This window comes from Undibacterium sp. Di27W (assembly GCF_049340345.1).
Lineage (GTDB): Bacteria > Pseudomonadota > Gammaproteobacteria > Burkholderiales > Burkholderiaceae_D > Undibacterium.
Genome location: NZ_JBMPOS010000006.1, coordinates 309,295 through 331,170, shown reverse-complemented (window position 1 = coordinate 331,170; position 21,876 = coordinate 309,295). Strand labels below are relative to the sequence as shown.

Genomic DNA, 21,876 nt, shown 5'->3' with positions numbered 1-21,876 from the left:
TAGCTAAAAGATATGTCAATACGCCCTAATATAAGAATATCCCCATTTTTCTGGCAATGCGTGCATATGACCATGAAATTTCTTCATTCTTGTCGACACCGGTCGCACCAAACCGGTATAGCCCGGCCAGATTAACTGCGGCAATACCGTCTCCTGCTGCCAGCCCTTTGCTTAGATAATGCAGCGCCAGCTTGCCATCTGGCTCTACACCCATGCCAGTCTGGTAAAGCCCGCCCAAACCTGTTATCGCTGCAGAGATACCCTCCCTGGCAAGGGACTGCAAAACGTCCAGTGCGGGCGCAGTATCTTTCCGGATGATCGCATAGGCGGCCTCGCGCAAATCGGCTTGGCATGGATGATCTGTCATACAAGATATGACGGCACTGCCATCCAAATGCAGCCAGTTCAGCTTTCCGTCCAAAGCATAGTAACAAGATGTACGGATGTGTCCCATAGAAAACCATGGTGAGGAGACGCATTCGATAGGGCTGTTCCAGCATTCCTCATGCGTAATGCCAGTGTCTTTTTTATTTTCGTCTATGGCAATATATGCACTGTTACCGCAGCGCAGACATTTTGGTGCTGTAATGCGCTGTAGTCGCCACTGATAATGTAAAGCAAAGGTGGTATCTTCCAATTCGAGTAGGCTGTCATAGATATGATGATTTCTTGCTTTTTTTGGGGGCAGACGTCGCAAGGCTGATGCTTTCATGTACTGCTCAATATCAGGTAAGCGTTCTATAAATGTCGCCGTATTGCAGTGCAAACACCAGCATGGCGACATTAACAGAGGGATACTGTCCACCTCGCAATAATGACGAAGCCCGGTAACATCATCCAGGGGATTATTAATGTCGGAAAACGTAGTCAGATTACTGGAATGATTGCTGTAGTAACCGTAACAATTAGCTGCATCAAAATTAAATTGCTGATCGCATCCAGTGCATTTAAGAATACTACCAAGATAGTTGAGCATAGACGTATTCTCCATTGATATCACGGTTCTGTTTGCGTCTTGGTGCTAATTCATTTTGCCTATCCAGTGCGGCAATAGGGCAAAAAAATGGACGCAATGCTGTTTGGCACGAGTAACATCTAACGAATATATATACCCATCTTCCTAGCTGTGCTCAGGAAAGACTTGGTCTTTTCTTCATCAGCCTTGATGCCCGCCATGTCTGCCCAGTACATCCTGCTCAGGTTCATTGCAGCCAGACCGTCGCCTGCCTCAAGTGCCTTGCTGAGGTAGTGGATAGCCAGTTCGCCATCGGCTTCAACACCAATACCAAACAAGTAAAGAGTACCAAGAGCAGTCATGGCAGGGGTTCTGTTTTCTTTTGAAAGTGTCTCAAGAATGTCAAAGGCCTTCTTTTCCCTATGACGTACGATAGCGCATGCTGCTGCACGCAAATCAACTTTACACGGGTCATCAGTCATGCAGGAAATGACCGCTCTTTGATGTATGTGCAGCCAATTCAGCTCGCCTGTCAAAGCGTGATAGCAATCTATGTCTGGCGGGCTAATCGCAGAACCAAAATTAGGTGGAGGATAATATTCTATAGAACTGTTCTCGCAGCAAGCATTCACGATGCCGGTGTTTCTTTCGCCTTCTTCTATCAGTACGTAATCACTATAACCACAACGGATACACTTTGGAGGAGCTGTTCGTGCCATCATTTGCTGAGAGTGAAATGCAAATTCTTCATCACCTTTGGTGAGCAGATTGCGGTAGTACCAGTCTTGCTTCTCTCTGCTGTGCAGCTTGCGCAAGTCCTTCGCCTTGATGTATACCTCAGCATCAGGAAGGTACTCGACCAGACTTGCGTATTTGCAATGCCGACACCAGCAGGTTGATGTACTTACAAATACGGCGCTTGAGTCACAATAAGTGAACAGGCCTGTGATGTCACTCCTGGGATAATTCTCCTTAGAGAACGCCTGTACATTCGTATTGCTGTTTGTGTAAAAATGGGATTGTCCCGGATGCTCGAAATGAAACCTTGAAGTGCATCCTGTACATTCCAAATAACTGTTATAGCAGCTTTCCATTGTTCAATCTCCCTGGTGTTGATGCAACAATACGATGACCCTAAAACCGATTTCTCAAATTGATAGACGTACTGGTCAACTGTGATACATGCCCATTTGTCGCGCCTGGCCTAAGTAATACAGGCAGGTTTCTTCGTTGGCCGGTATACCCTCAATACCTTTGTGGTAAAGATTGAAGAGGTTGTGTGCGGCCACGCCATTGCCAGCTTCAAGCGCTTGCAGCAAATAGTTGAGCGCCAGCTCGGCATCAGTGTTTATGCCTGCCCCTGCCTGATACACTGCGCCCAGCATGCACATGGCTTCAGGTATTGCTGCATCTGCCAGCGGCTTTAGTAAATCTATCGCCAGATGGCTTTGATTCAGAAAAACGGCGTAGGCTGCCTTGATCAGGGGTTGCTGGTATTCATTGCGTTCCAGGGCCGAAAAAAGTATTGCTCTTTTCTGATTTTTTTCATCGCGCGTGACTAGATCCACGACAACAAGGTTCCCCTCAAGATCGTAATGACAGCAAGTCCGCCAGCCATAATTGCAGGAGCTTATGGGCGACATATGACAATGAATGGGACTATTCCAGCATGCCTCATGCGTAATGCCCGTGTCACGCTTGCTCTCGTCTATAGGCAGGTATGAGCTGTGGCCACAGCGCAAGCATTTTGCTGGCGTATTACGGTTCAGACGTCATTGATAGTGTAATAAAAAATCACTCTCATCAAGCTCCAGCAATCTATCGCAGATCTGATGGTCGCGCTTGTCTTCTGGCAGCCTGCGCAAGGCTGCAGCTTTCATGTAATCGTCAAGATCAGGGATGCGTTCTATCAAGGTCGCTGAATCACAATGCAGGCACCAGCATGGCGACAGTAATAGTGGTGGCACTTGCGCAGAGTCTGCGGTTTCAAAGTGATTATCTGATTGATGGTAAAGCTCGGCAGAAAAAGCAGTTTTGTAACTTTCGCAGGCTGTATATGTGACCGTATTTTTGCCTATATGAAAATCAAAAGTGTCACCACAACCGGTACATTTCAGATAGCTATAGCGATAGTCATGCATGTGCTGTCCTCTCCTTTGTTGATATGATTTTCTGATGATGTTCGTCACAAGCAAACCGGCAGTCATGAGTTGTCTCGCAACAGCTTCTATATGAACCAGCCAAATTTCAGCCCCATGTCTGGAAAGGTCGGCCATTCTAATGAGCCAAGCTTTGTTTGCCTAGCCCATTTCCTGATTAAATTTGCAGCAAGCGATATCTTTGCGACAGGGTTAGATTTTTATGCGGGATTTTGTGACTTTGTGATTTTTCAATCAAAAAGACGTAGTAAAATACGTCCGGCAGCAGCGATCAAAACCGGGCTGATTTACTCCTCACCAGCCCCTTCCTTTACCTGTATGTTGCGCCTGATAGCAGGCATGACATTCTTGTTCTTAACTGATTTCACTCAAATTTTGATAAATTTCTGGTTCAAACCAGGCAATACGAAGTCTATCAACAGTGAAACTGGAAAATGTAATCGAGTGTGAAAAGGATGCACATGAATAACTGGACCCCTGATATCTATGAAAAAGCTTGGGCATTTTCGTCGCGCCAGCATAGCGGGCAAACCTATGGTGGTAAGGTCGAGGGTGAGCGGGTCGAATATATCAATCACATTGCCAGCGTCGCCATGGAAGTGATCTGGGCCTTGCAAGGCAATACCACGGCAGATGGTGCCCTGGCCGTGCAATGTGCACTCTTGCATGACACCATAGAAGATACCAGCGCCAGTTATGAGCAATTAAAGGCAGAGTTTGGCCATGCCGTGGCCGATGGGGTGCAAGCCTTGTCCAAGAATACCGCATTGCCCAGCAAGGCCGAGCAGATGCGCGACAGCCTCAATCGCATACGGCAACAACCTGCAGAGATCTGGATGGTCAAGATGGCGGACCGTATCACCAATCTGTATCACCCGCCGCATTATTGGGGCAATGAAAAAATACTGGCTTATCGCGATGAAGCGCAAATTATCCATGATGAATTGCTGATCGCGGATATTGGGCTGGCGCAGCGCTTGCAGGCCAAGATCAATACCTATCCGCAATTCCTGAAAAAATAAATGTCCTGTGCTTGACGATTGCTTTTGCAAAAACTACACTCTTCGCATGAAATTTCAATTGATCACCACGACCGGCTTCACCACCACGACTACCACAGGTAGTAGCGGGGTTAGCTGGTGTATGCTTGATTGAGACATCACTGGTAGTGAGCAAGCTACCTGATACAGCAAACCCCGCCAGCGATGAGCGGGGTTTTTTCTTGCCTGCACGCTGGCAATCTGACGATAAAAAAAGGAGTCATGAAGATGGAACAACAATCATATACAAACCCTGCCGTGCTGGTCATTGATATGCAGGTGGGCCTGTTTCAGGGCGGGCGCACTATCCATGCAGCCGAACAATTGCTGGAAAGCGTTAATTTTGTGCTGGCCAAGGCACATGCTGCTGGGGTGCCGGTATTTGCTGTGCGCCACACAGGCCCGCAAGGCTCACCCATAGAAGCAGGCAGTGCCAACTGGCAAATCATGCCTTCACTGGAAATTGATTTGGCGCGGGACACTTTATTTGAGAAAACCAGGCCCAGTTGTTTTGAGGGGACAGATTTATTGCAGCAATTGCGTGCTCAAGACATCCAGGAACTCATCATTTGCGGCCTGAAAACCCAGTACTGCATCGATACCAATTGCCGCGCCGCCAGCGAGCTGGGTTTCAAGGCCATTCTGGTGGAAGATGCTCATAGCTGCAATGACACCGAGCTGCTTCCTGCCAGTACCATCATTGCGCATCACAATATGACTTTGAATGGCTTGTTTGCCAGCCTGATCAAGACTGAGGATTTGCGTTTCCAGTCCTGTCAGGCAAATTGACAGTTGAGCATCCAGGCTAGCATGTCTTCTCACTCTTTGTTGATTAAAATTGCAAAAAATTTAATTGCGACTAGAATAAAATGGCCTGGCTGGTGTATCCAGCCACCAGGTCTATAGCAAAATACACGACATCGCATTTTTACATCCTGAACACGGGGGCAAGAATGAAATTATTGCGTTTTTATGTAGAAGTAGGGGGAGAAGAATTTGATGCCGACAGGTTTGCCCTGGCGGCGGATGAGCAGGAACTTGATGGTGCGGTATCCCGCACCTTCAATAACAGCAAGACGCTCAAGCGCTGGGGCTTGGATGCACAGGTGACGATCAATCTGGCAGGTGCAGAGACGCCAGCCAATCATGGCGGGACCAGGCAATGGTGTACAGGCCTGGTGGAATATGCAGCAGACGTACAGACAGGCTCAAATTTGCCAAACTGGTTAGCAGAAGAGGCGCAATTGCTGGACTTTATTGAGCAGGTCAAGAGCAAATTGCCTGCTGTGGCGAGTTTTTGTGTAGGCGAATATTTCATCCTGCTGAGGCTGATCTATGTCACGTCCGGCGCTGGCCTGCATTATTCCGAAACCCTGATGCGCAGCCTGGCAGAGATCAACGCAGGGCTGACAATAGACCATGCATGAAGAAAAAAGCCAGAACCTTGCATATGCTGCCTGCCAGGTTCTGGAGGTTATACCGTGAGCTGAATCTACTTATCAGACCTGGTCGTAAGCGCTGTCCGTGACAGGCTGGCCCAGGCTGTACCAATCGACTTTGCGGGTCGCCAGCATGATGCCAGACAAAACAGCAAACAGCAGCAGGCTACCCATCATCATGGCATTGTTTTCTGAACTTAATAAACCAAACAAAATGCCGTATAAGATCGTCAGCGCGCCAGCAAAGCCCAGGCCGCGTTTCCAGTTATGCAGCACATTCGCCAGATAGATACCGATGAGCAAAATACAGGCTGCGCTGGCCGTCAGGTAGGCTAGCACGAAGCTGATTTTTTCTGACAGGCTGACCAGCAGCAAGAAGAAAATCACCAGCGCCAGACCCACCAGGGTGTATTGCACAGGGTGGATAGGCAATTGCTTCAAGACTTCGAACAAGAAGAAGGCGGCGAAGGTCAGGGCGATGAACATCAGGCCATATTTGACGGCGCGGTCAGCCTGACTATAGATATTCACAGGCTCAATGAAAGATACACTGAAGACATCGATAGGTGATGCTGCTGATTCGGGATTACCTATTTCGGACGGATTGCCTGCGCGCATGTTGACTGCTGCACCCGCATTTTCCAGCTTGGTCATTTGCAATTGTGCATTGCTGGATAGCGAAGAAATATTCCAGGTGGCGCTGACACCCTTGTCATCATTGGTCCTGCCCTTGGGTGAAGGCAGGAAGCGGCCACTGTATTGCACATGCTGCCAGTTCGAAGACAGCTTGACCTGATTGTTTTTTGCCAGTGGCGCAAAGCTCAGTTTTTCTATGCCATCGACATCCAGGTCTATCTTGAACTTGACTTGTTTTGCGCTCGCCAGCTCAACGTCGTCCAGGCTCGCATGGATGCCGCGCTGGAAAGCACTGAGACCGCTACCCTGTTTGAATTCTATGGCCTGCTCACCCCATTTGAGCGTGGGGAAATTTTGCAGGCCACGGGTATCGCTAAGGCCCATGGAAATATAAGGCTTTTCTGTCAGGGTGATGATGGCTTTGGGGTTATCTTTCTGTATCATGCTGGACAATTCAGGCAGCATAAAGTCACCTGCTATTTTATGGTGACCGGTATAAACCAGTACTTTATGGATGCCGCGATAACGCTGGTCAGTGTCGATATTACCCATGACCTGCATGTCATTCGGGTAGATGTAGTGCTTTCTATTGGCCGACAACTGCCGACGCACGGTTTTATTGAGCGTTGCATCAAAGCTCTCATCTTCCCAGGTTTCGGTATAGGGCACGACCAGCACTGGCCCGACGATAAGCTGCTCACTGACAGAGTCCGCCGTGATACTGCGTACTGCCTCTTCGCGGTAATGTATGCGTTCCGAGATAGTGGCTTGTATCATGCCCAGCGGCACAAACAACAAGATGGCCAGCAAGCCGACGATGGCGATTTTGAACAACAGACTTCTTTGCATGACATGCTCCGGTAATGGCGAAGCTTGTAATGTAAAAAAGTAATGTGCGGGGATGATGTGGTTTGTGTGAAGTGGGGTGTTTCTTTGTTGTTGGAAACGTTAGCCAGTTCAAGAGTTTGATGTTGATTGGCGAATGCCACTAGTATCGTAGGTTGGGCTACGCCTCATCAGCCCAACACTCGGCGTTTAAATAACGTATACGTTTATTGAGGCCCAGTGTTGGGCTGATACCCCGCAGCCTAGCGAGGCCCGGCCCAACCTACGTTTATTTATACTCCCAGACTCAAAATAACCCGCACGCCGCCATCAGCCTGATTTTCCACGCTGATACTCCCCCCATGCAGCAGCGCCACCTCACGCACAAATGGCAAACCCAGTCCTGTGCTTTTGGCGGCATCTGGGCGTGGCAGGGAGTAGAAACGGTCAAAGATTTTATCGAGGGCATAGTCGGGGATACCCGGCCCCTGGTCGCTGATGCTGATTTGCAGGGATGCTGTGCCATCAGGCTGATTGATGAGGTGGGCTGCGATGCTGATGCGGCTGCCAGCAGGGGCAAAGGCGATGGCATTGTCGAGTAAATTGCCCAGCGCCTGGCGCAAGAGCAATTCATCACCGCTGATGCTGCTGATGCCTGCGTCCATGTCTTGCTGCAATTGCAGTGACCTGGCGTGCAATCTGGGCTGGGCATCTTCCACCACCAGCGCCAGCAGGCGAGGGATGTTGACCAATTGCACATGGGTCAGGCTTTGCTGTTTTTCCAGCTTGACCAGGGCCAGCAATTTGTCGATCAATTGCCGCTGGCGGGCATTCTGTTCAAGGATGTTATTCAAAAAATGCTGCCTGTCTGCGGCAGGCAAGTCTTCACGCATGAGTTCGGCCGAGCCTTGTATCGAGGCGATGGGGCTCTTCAACTCATGCGCCATGGTGTGCATGAGTTGTTCTGCATATTGCTTGCCTTCGAGCTTGTCGCGCATGGCCTCGAGGGCGCGGCCGAGGCTGCCGATTTCATTATTGCCGAGTTCAGGCAGGCTGGTTTTTTCGCCATTTTCTACGCTGGCGGCATAGGTTTGCAGTTTGCGCAAAGTGCGGTTCAGCCACCAAGAAAATCCCAGGCCTATCAGCAGAGAGCCCAGCCACAGCCAGGCACTGCGTTGCAGTATTTTACGCTGGCTGCGCCAGATAAACGGGTTGATGGTGGCGATGGGTTTGGCGACTGTCAATGAACCGATGATGCGACCATGATCGAGGATGGGTGCGGCCACATGCATGACACTACTACCTTCATCTGCGGCCTTGCTGCGGGTACTGCGTGCACCGTATTTGCCCTGCAGGGTGCGATTGACGTCATTCCAGCGTGAGTAATCCTGGCCCACATCTTTGCCATCGCTGTCAAAGATGACGATGCCCTTGATGTCGGTAATATAGATGCGGTAGTCAAGACTGGTCTTGCGTATGCCGCTGATGTTGGCATCGATACTGCGTTGGGCATAGTTTTGCAGGCGTTTCATCAAATCATTGTCAGTGACTTTGCCTGTCGCCACATCGTCTGCCACCAGGGTGGCCAGCATTTGGGCCGTATCGATGAGGGTGTCTTCCAGCGTGGCGCGCACGCCGGGCTTGATTTCTTCGACGACTACATTCAGGATCAGCCAGGCACTCAGGCCCAGTATCAAGAAATAACCCAGCAATATGCGCAGGCCTATCTTCATGTCGGTGACCAGCTATAGCCCATGCCGCGGTGGGTGATGATGCCTTCATCATTTGCTTCGGCATCATCAGCGATGCCTGTGCTGCTGAGCCTGGCCTGGCGCAGTTTGGCGCGCAGGCATTTGACGTGGGCATCGACAGTACGCTCCAGGGTATCTGGCGCATTGGTCCAGACGATATCCATGAGCTGCGCACGCGAGAATAAATGACCGGGGCTCTCCATGAGCGTCTTGAGCAGCAGGTATTCATAACGGGTCAGGTTCAGCGTCTGGCCAAAGGCGATGATGCGCGCTTCTTGCGGTTTCAATTCAAAACGGGGTGCGGCAATGTCTGCCGCGGTTTGCACCTTGCCTTGCTGACGCCGCAAAATCGCACGTATGCGGGCTACTACTTCGCGTGGTGAAAAGGGTTTGCTGACATAATCGTCAGCGCCGATTTCCAGGCCAACGATGCGGTCTATTTCATCATTGCGTGCGGTCAAAAACAGCACGGGTGTATCCGAGAACTGGCGCAACTGGCGGCAGACATCAAAGCCGCTGATGTCAGGCAAACCTATGTCGAGCACGATCAGGGCAGGTGGTGTGGTCGTCGTGCGCAGTAGTTCCAGTGCTTGCTGGCCCAGGCTCAGGTGTTGTGGTATGAAGCCGTCGGTTTTCAGGGCGTAGGCCAGGGTGTCGGCAATGCTGACTTCATCTTCGATGATCAGTATGGATTTGCTCATGCAGGAGATGATAGAGAGGTGGAAAATCCCGCACAGGATATTGTCATGCTGTGCGGGATGGTGGAAGCTTATTCTGGTTTCAGGTAAAACGCATCTGGCAATTGATCGCCTGCGGTGGTGGTCTTGACATCCCCTTTAAGGTTAGTCAGCAGCACTGGCAATTCTGGCCCACCCAGTTCGATGATGACCTGGCGGCAGGCACCGCAAGGAGCGATTGGGCCTTCGGTATCGCCAGTGACGGCGATGGCGGCAAAATCGCCAGGGCGGTAACCAGCAGCAATGGCAGAAAACAGGGCAGTGCGTTCAGCACAGTTGCACAAACCATAAGAGGCATTTTCTACATTACAGCCATGAAAAGTCTTGCCATCCTTGGTCAAAACGGCTGCGCCGACCTTGAATTTGGAGTAGGGCGCATAAGCGGATTCACGGGCTGTATTGGCAGCTTGCAATAGTTCACTTTTGTTAAACATGTTCGTCTTTCGTTGGTATAGGCGACATTGTATTATCAAACCATGTCAAATATGGTGAATCCGCTTAAATCCTCCGCTCCCGGCTTAGGCGGGCAGGGTGGACAGGCGCAGCCCGGTTTCAGGAAGAAACTGCGAGAACTGGCCTGGGCTTTGTTTGCCATGGCTCTGTACTATCTGGCGGCTCGCACGGGCATGCAATTGTTTGCATTAAAACCCAGCAATATCACGCTCTTGTGGCTGGCTTCTGGCATAGGCATGGTGATGTGCATGCGGCATGGCTTGCTGGCCCTGCCGCTGATCATGTTTGTCAGTTTTTGCGCGAATTATCCCGGCATGGCAGATACCCATCTGGCGAACCCGGTGTTATATACCCTGATTTCTGCTACCGCTGATGGTCTGGCGGGCATGGTGGCCATGCTGATGATGCGCTTGTCCTTGCCAGAAGGTTTGCGTAAATCGACTGATCTTTTACATTTTGGCATCAAAGTCTGTTTGATACCTACCATGCTCAGCAGCCTCATTCTCAGCCTTAACCTGGCGGTGGGTGGCTACATACAATGGGATGAAGCAGGCAATTTTTTTCGCATGCTGGTGCTAGCAGATAGTCTGGGTATCCTGCTGATCTATCCGCTTTACCAGGCATGGACTAATGATCGGCAACTGCGTCATATTGAAGTGCAAAGACTGGTGCTGACCAGTCTGGGCGTGGGCGTCTTGCTGTACCTGGCATTTCGTGGTCAGCCCGGTTTTATCTACTTCATCCTGCCAGTGCTGCTGTTGCTGACTTTTTATGTCAGCCTGAACCTGGTGACGTTGATCCTGGCTGTCAGCATGGTGGCAATTATCGCCATCACGGGGCAGCAACTGGGGCCCTTCCAGAGTCGTAATCTGGTGGAAGCCAATTTCATGCTGGTGTGTTTTGTGTGCACGACCACGTTCACTATCCTGGCTGTAGCCTTGCATAACTATCAGTTGCTGAGAATAGAAGCTGCCAGGCAGGAGTGGCAGCAGGCGGCTGAGGTGGATGCGCTGACTGGTTTGATCAATCGCGCCGCCTTCTTGCCCATGCTGGCAGAAGAACATCAGCGCGCCGCCCGCATGGGCCGCCCCTATGCCCTGGCCCTGCTCGACATCGATCACTTTAAAACTGTCAATGATATCTATGGTCACCAAGCCGGTGATGAAGTACTCACTCACTTTGCCAGCCTCATGCAGGCTAACATACGCGGTATAGACAAGGCTGCGCGCCTGGGTGGTGATGAATTTGCCATACTCTTCCCTGAGTCCGATGCCAGAGAGGCATCGGCTGCCATGGAAAGGCTACGTTTGCGCCTTGAACAACATCCCATCCAGACTTCGCTAGCCCAGGTCTTTGTCACCAGCAGCATAGGTATTACTGAGTACCAGGGCGGCGAAATCACCCCCGACATGGTACGCACCCGCGCTGATCAATTGCTGTATTCGGCCAAACATGCGGGCCGTAACCGTGTCATGTTTGATGTTGTCACCGATGAGGCGGCTTAGTGTAATTTGCCAGGTGCTATCTCATGGTTCTCGTGCATAGCCATCATGAAGCTGGCAGGGTGCTTTCTTGTCCTGCCAGCCTCACAGCAGCTGGTTTCAAGCCAGATGCAATTTGCGCAGGCGCCATTCAATGACAAAGCCCAGCAAGCCACAGGCGAGCAATATCGCGCCAAAGAACTCCAGATAGCGATTACTGTCGACTGCACTGAGCCTGGCACGGGTATTGTTGAGTTCAAATTTGCGATGACCTTTATCCAGCTTGCGCTCAAACTGGTTGCCCAAATCCCTGTCTGATTCAAATTTTTCAGGACGTAAGCGCTTGCTTTCAAATTCATAAATTTCTGCGCTTAATTGCTCGCTCGTGACAATGCCGGCAGCGAGTTTCATGTTGTTCACAGTACGGAATTTTTCGTAGATATTCTCTGGCTCGCCATCCTGGATCACGCCCAGCGATTCATACAGATAGACGTAATTACTAAAAAATATCTCACGCTTTGCTGCATAGATGGTACTTAAGCCCAGCAGGCAAATCAGGGCAGAGGCAAACAAGTAAGTCTTGATGATCTTCATACGCGATTTTTGTGACTGGCTCAAATATGCGGCCACATCGGGTATCAGTTTTAACTCATTTTGTAGCAAGGATTTATCCAGGTCGGCCAAAAACTCGGCACTTGAGACACTGAGCTTATGCAAGATACTTTGAAACATTTCTGCTGAAGGCAGGCATTTATCATTCTCCAGTTTTGATAAATATGATTGCTCTATTTGCAAAACCTCTGCCATTTGTGGTTGTGTCCAATTTTTTTCGGTCCGGATTTGTTTTAACTTGTCACCAAAATTCATACGTTTTCTCCTGTTGTTATTTAATTAAGTTCATCGACATGGATGAGTCCTGGCCTTGGTCTCGGAGTGTATTCTTGGGTATTCATACAGGAATAGGAAGATGAATATCCCAGACTTTGCTGGAATACGCACGATCTTGCTTATCTGGAGTGATGATTTTCGGCAACATCAGGTAAAAACGCAAAAACTGCTACTGATTTGAGGCTTGGTTGAGGAGTTAATGAGTAGCCAATAAGCAGATAAGTTATTTTTACCATTGAAATTTCCGTGTTTGTGCTCCATAAAGTAGTATGGGGATAAATTTCTCCATTTACTCTGGAGTAATATTATGAGCATAAACATATCCTCTCAAGACCTGTATGTGCGCACTTATCAGACTGCGCAAACCAAGGCTCCCAAATCTGGTGACCAGACTGTGGAAGACGGCAGCAAACCTGCGTCGAATGACAGCGCCAAGGTTACGCTCGATAGTGGCAAAGACAACGCTGTCGTTTATACCGACCCGCGTTTGAACAAGACAGCCGCGCCCGATTTGCAAGCTCTGCTGGAAGAGTCTGACCGCAAGGCGCAGGAAATTATCAATCTCATCAAGCCCTTAGTTGAGCAGCAGGGCCTGGACATCTCCAAAGTTGCCAGTGGCCAGCAAAAAATCTCTGCCAGCCCTGAAGCCATCAAAGCTGCCCAGGCAGCTGTAGCTGATGGTGGTGAGTTCAGTGTAGAAAAAACCGCAGAGCGTATACTCAGTTTTGCCAAGGCCGCCATCGGCGATGATCCCGCCAAGCTCGACAAGATATCTGCTGCAGTGGAACAAGGTTTTAAAGAAGCTTCGGATATTCTGGGTGGCAGTCTGCCAGACATCAGCAAGCAAACCCTGGAAGCCATACGTACAGAATTTGCACGCTGGAAATCGGATGGCATACCTAGTGGTGATACCGTGACCCTGGCAAAACCAGCTACAACATCGACGCAGAAAGCAGCCTGAGCTGAATCCCGGTATCCCTGGCAGGGTGCGCCGTGCGCACCATTTCGCTTACTGAGATGTTTGATATGTTTTATAAGCGGTGCGCTGCCTGCACCGCCGCTGCTTGCTCATATCCTTAAAACATGGCGCGCACGGCGCACCCTACCGGGAAGCATTAACTACAGCTGATATTGTGGCAGCAGGTACTTACTTTCCACCCAAGTCCTTATAAGCAGCAGGCACATTCAAGCCCGGGTGTACCCAGCCAAATAATGCATAACCCCCATAGTCTGGCATGCTGACCTGCTTCACGGTTTGCTCCAGATTCAAGCCCTGGTTGATGGCTGTCTGTACCTGGCTGCGTACAGTTTCCAGATAAGCGATTTGCCATTTCAAGTCTTCCTTGCCTATGGCGACGCCATGGCCGGGGACGATGCGGGCATCTGCTGGCAAGAAGGCATCAACGCGGCGCAAGGTTTCCAGTGTGGCGATCAGATGGCCATCCAGCAACCAGGGCAGGGCGGGTTTGCCAGCGATGATGGGGTTGCCACTCCACATGACCTTGCTTTCTGGTTCCCACACCCACAAGTCGCCGCCGGTCTGGGCAAAACCAAAGTCCATGATCTCCACCACCTTGCCACCCAGGTCCAGTTTCAAGGTACTACCCGGTGCGACCAATACATCGCCAGTGCGCGCCTTGATTTCTTCTATGCCGCGGCCAGTGCCAAAGTTCTTGATCATGAAAGCCTTGTCATCATCCAGATGCGCGTGGATATAAGTACTGGTCTGGGCATGCTGGATGATCCTGGTGCTGGCGGGCATATACATATTGCCGTAGGCATGGTCACCGTGTGAACTGGTGTTGACTGCATACAGAATAGGTTTGTGGCCCAGCTTTTGGCTCAGTGCCATCACCTGTGAATTCAAACGCTTGTTGAGCATGGTTTCTATCAACAAGGCACCCTTGCTGCCGACAATCAGGCCGCCACTGGTGGCAGCAGCGCCGCCCTTGGCATTGAGTTCTTTGGCGTTATTGGCATAGTAGGCATACACACCATCGCCCAGTTTCTCGCTGACCATCTCGACCTTGTTGCCATCCCAGATAGGTTCTGCGGCTTGTGATGCTTGTGCAACTGTTGCAAACAGCAAACCCGTCATGACTGCTAAAGCTGTACGTTTCATCTTGTTCTCCTCTGTAGTTGATGTATGCAGTGTAGTCACTACATTTATGCAATACAATTAGCAATCAATGACATAATTATTTGCGAAAATGCAAAGCGTAGAAAACCTCAATGATTTACGGCTGGTTGCCTGGATAGCCGAGACTGGTTCGCTGGCAGGTGCTGCCCGTCGACTGGGCTTGAATCATGCAACCGTATTCCGCCGTCTGAACCAGCTTGAGGCCGAGACAGGTGTGCGCCTGTTTGAACGCAATGCCGGCCGCTACCATGCAACGGCAGCAGGTGAAGAACTCATGCGTGCCGGTGCTGAGCTGGATGCGATTGCCACCAGCGCCATGCTGCGGGTGGCGGGGGCAGATTTGCGACCCAGCGGCCTGGTACGCATCTCCACCACCGACAGCCTGGCGTTAACACTGTTGCCACCGATACTGGCCTTGTGCCGCCGGCGCTATCCCCAAATCAGGCTGACGCTGGAAGTCGATAACAAGTCTGCCAATCTGTCCAAGCGAGATGCTGACATTGCCGTGCGCCCGACGACCACACCGCCAGACTACCTGATAGGCAAGCACATCGCCCCGCTGGAATTTTGTATCTATGCTGCTAAGTCTTATCTTGCCTTGCATGCAGACCTGCCGCTGGGTCAGCATGAATGGATAGCACTCGATGATGCCTACAGCGGTCACCGCAGCCTGCGCTGGCTTAGTGATATTCTGCCACTGGATGAAGTTGGTTATCGCAGCAGCAGCTTTGGCCTGGTCCAGCAAGCTTGCCTGCAAGGCATGGGGCTGGCGATTTTGCCTTGCATACTGGGGGACGCTTCAGATGCCTTGCAGCGGGTGGGAGAGCCTATACCCGAATGTGCGGCGGCACTGTGGTTGCTGATCCATCCTGACTTGCGTGAGACTACCCGCGTCAAGGCGGTGTTCCAGCTTTTGCATGAGGAGCTGGGGAAAGCGATGTTGGGGTTTGCGTAGGGTATTTTGTTCCCTGCGAATACTGACACCGTTACTAAATTGCACGCCCGCAAACCCGTCATGCCGGACTTGATCCGGCATCCAGCGGCGTTGTTTGCATACTCATGCGGCTGTTCACAGGTAGTCTGCAAAATCACAGCTCTTCTGTGTGCACGGTCACGCAAGCAATACGGCTTAACGACACTGGATGCCAGATTGAGTCTGGCATGACGACTGGGAGGCTAATTGCTGTCGGTGATATTCCCGTGCATTGAGCAGTACGTCAAAGAAGGTCAAGGGATATAACAAGATAAAAAAAGCCCGCAACAGATTTCCTGTTACGGGCTTTTCACTTGCAGATGGCCTTGTAAAACCAAGCTACAAAAAACTTACTTCTTCACACCCAGTTCACGCAAACGTTCTTGCAGATAACTGCCAGAAGTATGACGCTCGGACAACACCACGTCTGCACGTGGATGCAAAAACAGTGGCAGAGAGATGCGGGATTTTTTCGCTTCTTCACCAGTCGGGTTCAGTACGCGGTGGATAGTCGATGGGTAGTAACCGGCAGACGCTTCATCGAGCATATCGCCGATGTTCACGATCAGCATGCCAAAGTCGCAGGGTACGTCATGCCATGCGTCATCCTTGCCCTGCACTTGCAAACCGGCCTGGGTTGCTGCTGGCAAGAGTGTCAGCAGGTTGATGTCGCCATGGGCAGCGGCGCGCACTGCATCTGGTTCTTCATCGCCACGCAGCGGCGGGTAATGCAGAACGCGCAGCAGGGTCAGGTCGCTGTCGGTGATCATGTCTGACAGGGGCATGGAATACCTGGCCTTTACATCAGCAGGCGAGTGATCTTCCACCCATTGCAACAACTCTGCTGCCAGCTTGGCACCATCGTCATAATACTGGCGCGCAGCATCCGACACTTCTGCTGGATAACGGCCAGTAGGGTAGATATGATAAAACTCTTTCAGGTCACGCTTGGTCTGGCCCTTGGCAGTCTCGGAAATGCTGGGCGAAAAATAGCCATCCATTTTTTCGCGGTCGAAATCATACTTGTTCTTCGCATCGGTCTGGAAAAACTCATACCATTCCTTGTAGATGGTTTCCAGTGTACTTTGCGACAGCGGGTGATTGGTCAATACACCAAAGCCGGTGCGGTGCAGACTTTCAGTGAATTTTTTCGCGGCATCGGGTGCGCGATAATCAACTGGTTCGATAAACATGATGGCCTCCTTATTTCGACAATGGAGCTTGCAGCCAGCTGGATGCCAGGGTGGTATCGATCAATTGTTTACATGCCTCTGCATCGACTTTCATGCAAACACGTGTTTCTGGTTTGCTGGCTTCCCAACCTGCCTGTGGATAAGGGATGGGCAGTTTTGCCATCATGGTCTGGCCATTGCCTATACCTTCTTTGGCAACGCGTACACGGCCAGAGCTGGTTTCGAAAATCTGTGGTGCCACCAGCCAGACAAATGCCAGCACGTCATGACCATAGCAGGCATGGCCCAGGTCCGGGCGTATGCTTTGGTAGAAGTTGGCATAGAAGTTGACTGCGTGTGACAGGGTATCCATCGCCACGTGTTTATGCTGTTCAGCCAGACGCGCAAAGAAGGTCGAAGGCAAGACCACGCGATGGGTGACATCCAGACCTACCATGGTCAAATCCCAGCCTGCGGTGAAGACCAGGTCAGCTGCATCAGGATCATTCCAGACATTGGCTTCTGCCACTGGTGAGACATTGCCTGGCTCATCAACCGTACCTGCCATCAGCACGACTTGCTTCAGCAGTTTTGGCAATTGTGGTTCCATCTTCAGGGCCAGGCCCAGGTTACCCAATGGGCCAACGGCGACCAGGGTGATTTCACCCGGATGCTGGCGTGCCATCTTGACGATGAATTCTGCCGCGCTTTCTACTTCTGCCTTGCCACCGACTTCAATACGGCTGTTCAGGTTACCCAAACCATCAGCACCGTGGATGAAATCTGGCGGCATGCCAGGCGCTTTGGCGAAAGGTACAGGCACACCCTGGGCCACAGGGATATTGCGGCCAGCAATACGCGTCAGGTACAGCGCATTGATGGTGGCTTGCTCAACATGGACATTACCAAAAGTAGTCGTGATACCAACCACATCAATATCAGGATGCGCCAGCGCGAAGTACAAGGCCATTGCATCATCGACGCCTGGATCCGTATCAAAAATGACTTTATGTTTTGCTGTTGTTGACATGTGTATGCTCTCCAAAATTACACCGGCTGGCCATTGGGCAGAACCCAGTCGCGATGTGAATTGTTGCAGTTGACCCGGTTCAAGGAGGTCGAAATTATGTTTTAAAATCTTAGACCGAAAAGCTCACCACAGAGGCACGGAGACACAGAGGGGGCACAGAGAAAAGCGGGAGAGTCATGTAGGTTGCAAATACGTAGGTTGGGCTACGCTTCATCAGCCCAACACTTAGCCTACAATCAACGAATACGTTATAGAAACGCCGAGTGTTGGGCTGGTAAACCGTAGCCCAACCTACAATTAGCCCAACCCTCGTTGCTCTTCACTCGCCTTTCTCTGTGCCCCTCTGTGTCTCTGTGTCTCTGTGTTGAAAGGTCTTAATTCAATAAATCAACGTGACTTCACAAACGGCTGGCCTATCGCTTTCGGGGCGACGGACTTTGCCATCAAGCCTGCCAGAACGATCACGGTCACGACGTAAGGTATCATTTGTATCAAAGAGCCCGGTACCTTGCCTATGCCAGGGAAGACTACGCCTTCGATCTGGACTTGCAGGGCAGCAAAGAAACCGAACATCAGGCAACCAAGTGCTGTGTGCAGTGGACGCCAGTTGCCGAATACCAGCGCTGTCAACGCCAAGTAACCATTACCGGCTGACATGTCACGCAAAAAGAAGCCGCTTTGCACGATGGACAGATAAGCGCCAGAGAAAGAGCACAGCACGCCAGCGCACAGCATGGCCATGAAGCGGGTGCGTTCTACATTGATACCAGCGGCGTCTGCTGCATGCGGGTTCTCGCCGACAGCACGCAGGCGCAGGCCAAAGCGGGTGTGGTACAAGACCCAGTGTACGACAGGGATCAGGGCAAAGGCCAGATACACCAGGGCACTATGACCACCGATGAGCTTGGTATATACCCAGCCTATAAAGGGGATACCGGCAACGGCTTCAGAACCAGGCAGCACGATATCAAACAGACGTGCGTCACCAAGATCAGGCGTGCGGCCACCTTGCTGGAAAAAATACTGGGCGACGACAAAGGTTAAACCGCTGAGTGCAATATTGAGGGCAATACCGGCGACGAGCTGGTTACCTTTTTGCGTGATGCTGACAAAACCTTGCAACAGGGCGATAGCAACCGAGATACCCACGCCTGCCATGATGCCCAGCCAGGGGTTCTTGGTCACAAAAGCTACGGCAGCAGAGACAAAGGCGGCGGCCAGCATCTTGCCTTCCAGTGCCAGATCAACCACGCCGCTGCGTTCTGCAAACAGGCCAGCCATGGCAGCAAACATCAATACTGGCGCATTGCGTATGGTTGATACCAGGATGCTGGAAAATTGAAAATCATCAAACATCATTTTTCCTTACGCTTGAGCAGGGCAGACAGGGCAGGGGCATACAGGTTTTCCATGGCACCACAGAACAGGATAATCAAACCCTGGATAAAGATAAACGTCTCTGGCGGAATATTGGCTTTTTCCAGCGACAGATCAAAACCACCCTGTATCAGCGCGCCAAACAAAATCGACGACAACAAAATACCCACAGGATGCTGACGCCCCATCAGGGCAATCGCGATACCGATAAAACCGGCACCGGCAGGGAAGTTCAGGTTCAGGTAGTGGGTAGAACCCATGACAGAATTGACGGCAGCCAGGCCAGCCAGTGCACCAGAGATCATCATCGTCACGATGATCGTCTTGCTGATGGAAATACCAGCATAATGCGCCGCATGCTGGTTCAGGCCAGTGGCTCGCAACTGGTAACCCCAGGTCGTGCGCCAGACCACAACACCATAAATCACCAGTGCCACCAGGGCCAGTACAAAGCTGATGTTAAGCGGTGTTTCACCCAGCACAGGCAAGATGCCATTCAGCTTGGGCAACCAGGATGCATCGGCAAACACGCGGCTGGCTGTATTTTGCTGGCCCGCGGGGATCAGAAAGCTGACGATCGCATAATTCATCAGACTGGCAGCGATGAAGTTGAACATGATGGTGGTCACCACCACATGGCTGCCGCGTTTGGCTTGCAAATAACCCGGCAAAAAAGCCCAGGCCGCACCAAATACAGCAGCACCCAGCATCGCCAGAGGTATCAGCAACCAGCCCGGTAGGGATGAGTCCAGCCACAGCAAGACCAGGGTCAGGCCCAGGCCGCCTACATACATCTGGCCTTCACTACCGATATTGAACAAACCGGCCTGCATGGCCACCGACACCGACAAACCAGTGAAGATAAAGGTCGCAGCATAAAACAGGGTGTAACCCAGACCTTCAGGGTTCAGCACGGCGGCATTGATGAGTATGCTCAGGGATTCTATCGGGCTTTCGCCCAGCAAATAAATCACACCCGCCGCGACCAGTAAGGCGGAGAACAGGTTTAACAGCGGCAGGGCAAATGCGGTGGCCCAGCGTGGGAGGTCGGCTTGATTCATCTTTGTTTGGTCGCTTGTCTGTGCTTGTCTGTATTTGCTTGTTCTTGCAATAATCTAGTTACGGCTCAATCGGGCTGTATGCACCTTCATGCATATCTATGCACTTCAGTGAGTATGTATACCACCCATGAGGCAACCTATCTCGGTTGCATCAAATTCTTCTGCCTTCAATTCACCCGTGATCGCACCACCAGAGATGACCAGGATGCGGTCAGCCAGGGCGCGTACTTCTTCCAGTTCTACCGATACCAGCAAAATCGCAATGCCGGCATCACGCATCGCCAGCAGACGGGTATGCAGGCTTTCTATCGTGCCTATGTCAACACCACGGGTAGGCTGGCCGACCAGCATCAGTTTTGGGTTGGCGGCAATCTCGCGCGCCATCACCACTTTTTGCTGGTTACCACCAGACAGCAGGGCGATACGCAAATGCGGGTCAGCCGGGCGCACATCAAACTTGGCCAGCAAGTCTGTGCAATTCTTCAAAATACTTTTGTAATCCAGCAAACCAAAGGACTTGCCGAGTTTTTTCTGGTAACCCAGAAAGCTGTTCATCATCACCGAGAAATTCTTGACGACGGCATCGCGCAAACGGTCTTCTGGAACATGGGCTATGCCCAGGTCACGGAAAGTCGCTGGCAAACCATCGGCATCCTTGCGGCCAGCAAAGGGCAAGTCCTTGCCCTGCATTTGCAGTTTGCCGCTGGTGGGCAGGCGCATGCCGCTCAAGATTTCCAGCAACTCACTCTGGCCATTGCCAGAGACACCCGCAATCGCGACTATTTCACCAGCGCGGATATTGAAACTGACATTCTTCAACAGGCTGACTTTTTGCGAGTTCACCAGGTTCAGGTCCTTGACTTCCAGCACCGTCTCGCCCGGCGCATAGGCAGCACGTGGCAAGTGGGTGACTATAGGGCGGCCCACCATCATTTCGGCCATTTGTGCCGTCGTGGTGTCCTTGGTCGCGACCGAACCGATGACAGTGCCACCGCGCATGACGGTGACCTGGTCGGTAATCTCTTGTATCTCTTGCAGCTTGTGGGTAATCAGGATGATGGTCTTGCCCTGTTCCTTGAACAGGCGCAGCACTTCAAATAAGGAGGCTGCCTCTTGCACCGTCAAGACGGCAGTAGGCTCATCCAGAATCAGGATGTTGGCGCTACGGTAAATCTGCTTGAGAATCTCCACCCTTTGCTGCACACCGACGGACAAGTCCTGTATCGTCGCCAGTGGATCTACATCCAGGGAATAGCGTTTACAAATTTCGCGCAGCTTGGCTTCAACTTCATGGCGTTTGGGCTTCAGGCGAAAGCCGCCTTCGGTACCCAGCATGACGTTATCGAGCACTGTCATGTTCTCGACCAGCATGAAATGCTGGTGCACCATGCCTATGCCCAGGTTGATGGCTTCCTGGCTGTTGCGGATATGCTGTTCTGCGCCATTGATGAGCAGCTTGCCGCTGTCCGCGCGGTAATAGCCATACAGTATGCTCATCAGCGTGGACTTGCCTGCGCCGTTTTCACCGATCACGCCATGGATGGAACCCGGCGCAATGGAAAAGCTCACATCACGATTGGCCTGTACCGCGCCAAAACGTTTGGAGATCTGTTGAAATTCGACTGCTGGCTGCATACTTTAGCGTTTCTTTAAATGGCGGTGTGCAAGGGCTTATACATCAATCAGGGCGCATCGTATCCATTGCGGACACTTGCGCCCCTATAGTGACTTATCGTCAATCTTTATAGTTAACTCTTGG

21 protein-coding genes and 1 pseudogene are annotated in these 21,876 nt (G+C 51.3%); 7 read left to right on the top strand and 15 right to left on the bottom strand.

Features of this window, described 5'->3' with window-relative positions:
* Window positions 1-25: 25 nt before the first annotated feature.
* The 4 genes from ACO0LF_RS14895 to ACO0LF_RS14880 all read right to left on the bottom strand — a co-directional run bounded on the left by ACO0LF_RS14895 (window position 26) and on the right by ACO0LF_RS14880 (window position 3,096).
* Entirely contained in the window at window positions 26-976 is a 951-nt protein-coding gene (locus tag ACO0LF_RS14895; RefSeq protein ID WP_423015214.1) for a tetratricopeptide repeat protein, read from the bottom strand.
* A 119-nt stretch (window positions 977-1,095) separates the two neighbouring features.
* Window positions 1,096-1,770 carry a tetratricopeptide repeat protein gene (locus ACO0LF_RS14890; protein WP_423015212.1) on the bottom strand — a complete coding sequence of 225 codons (675 nt, stop codon included), beginning with the start codon at window positions 1,768-1,770 and terminating at the stop codon, window positions 1,096-1,098.
* A gap of 354 nt (window positions 1,771-2,124) precedes the next feature.
* Window positions 2,125-2,523, bottom strand: coding sequence for a hypothetical protein (locus tag ACO0LF_RS14885; RefSeq protein WP_423015210.1), 399 nt, complete (start codon window positions 2,521-2,523; stop codon window positions 2,125-2,127).
* Window positions 2,524-2,727: 204 nt separating this feature from the next.
* A complete protein-coding gene (locus ACO0LF_RS14880) occupies window positions 2,728-3,096 on the bottom strand; it encodes a hypothetical protein (RefSeq protein ID WP_423015208.1) in 369 nt (122 codons plus the stop codon).
* A 90-nt stretch (window positions 3,097-3,186) separates the two neighbouring features.
* Here ACO0LF_RS14880 and ACO0LF_RS14875 point away from each other — a divergent pair, with 90 nt between their 5' ends.
* The 4 genes and pseudogenes from ACO0LF_RS14875 (at window position 3,187) to ACO0LF_RS14860 (ending at window position 5,581) form a co-directional block, all read left to right on the top strand.
* Window positions 3,187-3,564, top strand: coding sequence for a hypothetical protein (locus ACO0LF_RS14875; protein WP_423015206.1), 378 nt, complete (start codon window positions 3,187-3,189; stop codon window positions 3,562-3,564).
* Between the two features lie 11 nt (window positions 3,565-3,575).
* Window positions 3,576-4,136, top strand: a complete 561-nt coding sequence (locus ACO0LF_RS14870) for an HD domain-containing protein (protein WP_423015204.1) — start codon at window positions 3,576-3,578, stop codon at window positions 4,134-4,136.
* Between the two features lie 183 nt (window positions 4,137-4,319).
* Window positions 4,320-4,820: pseudogene (locus tag ACO0LF_RS14865) on the top strand (cysteine hydrolase family protein); the annotation flags it as partial.
* Window positions 4,821-5,107: 287 nt separating this feature from the next.
* Window positions 5,108-5,581 (top strand): hypothetical protein, encoded by a 474-nt coding sequence (locus tag ACO0LF_RS14860; protein ID WP_423015202.1) that lies wholly within the window; start codon window positions 5,108-5,110, stop codon window positions 5,579-5,581.
* A gap of 72 nt (window positions 5,582-5,653) precedes the next feature.
* On the opposite strand, the gene creD is transcribed toward ACO0LF_RS14860, so the two are convergent.
* The 4 genes from creD to cdd all read right to left on the bottom strand — a co-directional run bounded on the left by creD (window position 5,654) and on the right by cdd (window position 9,976).
* Entirely contained in the window at window positions 5,654-7,078 is a 1,425-nt protein-coding gene (creD, locus tag ACO0LF_RS14855; protein WP_423015200.1) for a cell envelope integrity protein CreD, read from the bottom strand.
* A gap of 269 nt (window positions 7,079-7,347) precedes the next feature.
* Entirely contained in the window at window positions 7,348-8,787 is a 1,440-nt protein-coding gene (gene creC / locus ACO0LF_RS14850; protein ID WP_423015198.1) for a two-component system sensor histidine kinase CreC, read from the bottom strand.
* Window positions 8,784-9,506, bottom strand: coding sequence for a two-component system response regulator CreB (gene creB, locus ACO0LF_RS14845; RefSeq protein WP_423015196.1), 723 nt, complete (start codon window positions 9,504-9,506; stop codon window positions 8,784-8,786). The genes creC and creB overlap by 4 nt, the downstream gene beginning before the upstream one ends.
* 68 nt (window positions 9,507-9,574) lie before the next feature.
* Window positions 9,575-9,976, bottom strand: a complete 402-nt coding sequence (gene cdd, locus ACO0LF_RS14840; RefSeq protein ID WP_162039640.1) for a cytidine deaminase — start codon at window positions 9,974-9,976, stop codon at window positions 9,575-9,577.
* Window positions 9,977-10,018: 42 nt separating this feature from the next.
* Here cdd and ACO0LF_RS14835 point away from each other — a divergent pair, with 42 nt between their 5' ends.
* Window positions 10,019-11,500: a diguanylate cyclase gene (locus ACO0LF_RS14835; RefSeq protein WP_423015194.1), complete on the top strand. Its 1,482-nt coding sequence runs from the start codon at window positions 10,019-10,021 to the stop codon at window positions 11,498-11,500.
* Window positions 11,501-11,596: 96 nt separating this feature from the next.
* Here ACO0LF_RS14835 and ACO0LF_RS14830 read toward each other — a convergent pair whose 3' ends face one another.
* Entirely contained in the window at window positions 11,597-12,343 is a 747-nt protein-coding gene (locus tag ACO0LF_RS14830; RefSeq protein WP_423015192.1) for a helix-turn-helix domain-containing protein, read from the bottom strand.
* 328 nt (window positions 12,344-12,671) lie between these two features.
* Here ACO0LF_RS14830 and ACO0LF_RS14825 point away from each other — a divergent pair, with 328 nt between their 5' ends.
* Window positions 12,672-13,325, top strand: coding sequence for a DUF5610 domain-containing protein (locus ACO0LF_RS14825; protein WP_423015190.1), 654 nt, complete (start codon window positions 12,672-12,674; stop codon window positions 13,323-13,325).
* 186 nt (window positions 13,326-13,511) lie between these two features.
* Here ACO0LF_RS14825 and ACO0LF_RS14820 read toward each other — a convergent pair whose 3' ends face one another.
* Window positions 13,512-14,486, bottom strand: coding sequence for an MBL fold metallo-hydrolase (locus tag ACO0LF_RS14820; protein ID WP_423015188.1), 975 nt, complete (start codon window positions 14,484-14,486; stop codon window positions 13,512-13,514).
* Between the two features lie 88 nt (window positions 14,487-14,574).
* Between ACO0LF_RS14820 and ACO0LF_RS14815 the strand changes: the two genes are divergently transcribed.
* Complete coding sequence (locus ACO0LF_RS14815; RefSeq protein WP_423015186.1) at window positions 14,575-15,459, top strand: LysR family transcriptional regulator; 885 nt, start codon at window positions 14,575-14,577, stop codon at window positions 15,457-15,459.
* 368 nt (window positions 15,460-15,827) lie between these two features.
* Here the strand turns inward: ACO0LF_RS14815 and ACO0LF_RS14810 are convergent, their stop codons facing one another.
* From ACO0LF_RS14810 to ACO0LF_RS14790, 5 genes are all read right to left on the bottom strand, one after another.
* Complete coding sequence (locus tag ACO0LF_RS14810) at window positions 15,828-16,670, bottom strand: 2OG-Fe(II) oxygenase family protein (RefSeq protein ID WP_423015184.1); 843 nt, start codon at window positions 16,668-16,670, stop codon at window positions 15,828-15,830.
* A 10-nt stretch (window positions 16,671-16,680) separates the two neighbouring features.
* On the bottom strand, window positions 16,681-17,679 hold the full coding sequence (locus ACO0LF_RS14805) for a nucleoside hydrolase (protein ID WP_423015182.1): 999 nt from the start codon (window positions 17,677-17,679) through the stop codon (window positions 16,681-16,683).
* 387 nt (window positions 17,680-18,066) lie between these two features.
* A complete protein-coding gene (locus ACO0LF_RS14800) occupies window positions 18,067-19,038 on the bottom strand; it encodes an ABC transporter permease (RefSeq protein ID WP_423015180.1) in 972 nt (323 codons plus the stop codon).
* Window positions 19,035-20,117 carry an ABC transporter permease gene (locus ACO0LF_RS14795; protein ID WP_423015178.1) on the bottom strand — a complete coding sequence of 361 codons (1,083 nt, stop codon included), beginning with the start codon at window positions 20,115-20,117 and terminating at the stop codon, window positions 19,035-19,037. The genes ACO0LF_RS14800 and ACO0LF_RS14795 overlap by 4 nt, the downstream gene beginning before the upstream one ends.
* Before the next feature lie 105 nt (window positions 20,118-20,222).
* Window positions 20,223-21,752, bottom strand: a complete 1,530-nt coding sequence (locus ACO0LF_RS14790) for an ABC transporter ATP-binding protein (RefSeq protein ID WP_423015176.1) — start codon at window positions 21,750-21,752, stop codon at window positions 20,223-20,225.
* Window positions 21,753-21,876 lie beyond the last annotated feature (124 nt).

What these genes read in the sequence shown, in the direction of transcription:
- ACO0LF_RS14895 (WP_423015214.1), bottom strand. Translation starts at nt 976, where the DNA reads ATGCTCAACTATCTTGGTAGTATTCTTAAATGCACTGGATGCGATCAG.
- ACO0LF_RS14880 (WP_423015208.1), bottom strand. Translation starts at nt 3,096, where the DNA reads ATGCATGACTATCGCTATAGCTATCTGAAATGTACCGGTTGTGGTGAC.
- ACO0LF_RS14875 (WP_423015206.1), top strand. Translation starts at nt 3,187, where the DNA reads ATGAACCAGCCAAATTTCAGCCCCATGTCTGGAAAGGTCGGCCATTCT.
- ACO0LF_RS14870 (WP_423015204.1), top strand. Translation starts at nt 3,576, where the DNA reads ATGAATAACTGGACCCCTGATATCTATGAAAAAGCTTGGGCATTTTCG.
- ACO0LF_RS14860 (WP_423015202.1), top strand. Translation starts at nt 5,108, where the DNA reads ATGAAATTATTGCGTTTTTATGTAGAAGTAGGGGGAGAAGAATTTGAT.
- creD (WP_423015200.1), bottom strand. Translation starts at nt 7,078, where the DNA reads ATGCAAAGAAGTCTGTTGTTCAAAATCGCCATCGTCGGCTTGCTGGCC.
- creC (WP_423015198.1), bottom strand. Translation starts at nt 8,787, where the DNA reads ATGAAGATAGGCCTGCGCATATTGCTGGGTTATTTCTTGATACTGGGC.
- creB (WP_423015196.1), bottom strand. Translation starts at nt 9,506, where the DNA reads ATGAGCAAATCCATACTGATCATCGAAGATGAAGTCAGCATTGCCGAC.
- cdd (WP_162039640.1), bottom strand. Translation starts at nt 9,976, where the DNA reads ATGTTTAACAAAAGTGAACTATTGCAAGCTGCCAATACAGCCCGTGAA.
- ACO0LF_RS14835 (WP_423015194.1), top strand. Translation starts at nt 10,019, where the DNA reads ATGTCAAATATGGTGAATCCGCTTAAATCCTCCGCTCCCGGCTTAGGC.
- ACO0LF_RS14830 (WP_423015192.1), bottom strand. Translation starts at nt 12,343, where the DNA reads ATGAATTTTGGTGACAAGTTAAAACAAATCCGGACCGAAAAAAATTGG.
- ACO0LF_RS14825 (WP_423015190.1), top strand. Translation starts at nt 12,672, where the DNA reads ATGAGCATAAACATATCCTCTCAAGACCTGTATGTGCGCACTTATCAG.
- ACO0LF_RS14820 (WP_423015188.1), bottom strand. Translation starts at nt 14,486, where the DNA reads ATGAAACGTACAGCTTTAGCAGTCATGACGGGTTTGCTGTTTGCAACA.
- ACO0LF_RS14815 (WP_423015186.1), top strand. Translation starts at nt 14,575, where the DNA reads ATGCAAAGCGTAGAAAACCTCAATGATTTACGGCTGGTTGCCTGGATA.
- ACO0LF_RS14810 (WP_423015184.1), bottom strand. Translation starts at nt 16,670, where the DNA reads ATGTTTATCGAACCAGTTGATTATCGCGCACCCGATGCCGCGAAAAAA.
- ACO0LF_RS14805 (WP_423015182.1), bottom strand. Translation starts at nt 17,679, where the DNA reads ATGTCAACAACAGCAAAACATAAAGTCATTTTTGATACGGATCCAGGC.
- ACO0LF_RS14800 (WP_423015180.1), bottom strand. Translation starts at nt 19,038, where the DNA reads ATGATGTTTGATGATTTTCAATTTTCCAGCATCCTGGTATCAACCATA.
- ACO0LF_RS14795 (WP_423015178.1), bottom strand. Translation starts at nt 20,117, where the DNA reads ATGAATCAAGCCGACCTCCCACGCTGGGCCACCGCATTTGCCCTGCCG.
- ACO0LF_RS14790 (WP_423015176.1), bottom strand. Translation starts at nt 21,752, where the DNA reads ATGCAGCCAGCAGTCGAATTTCAACAGATCTCCAAACGTTTTGGCGCG.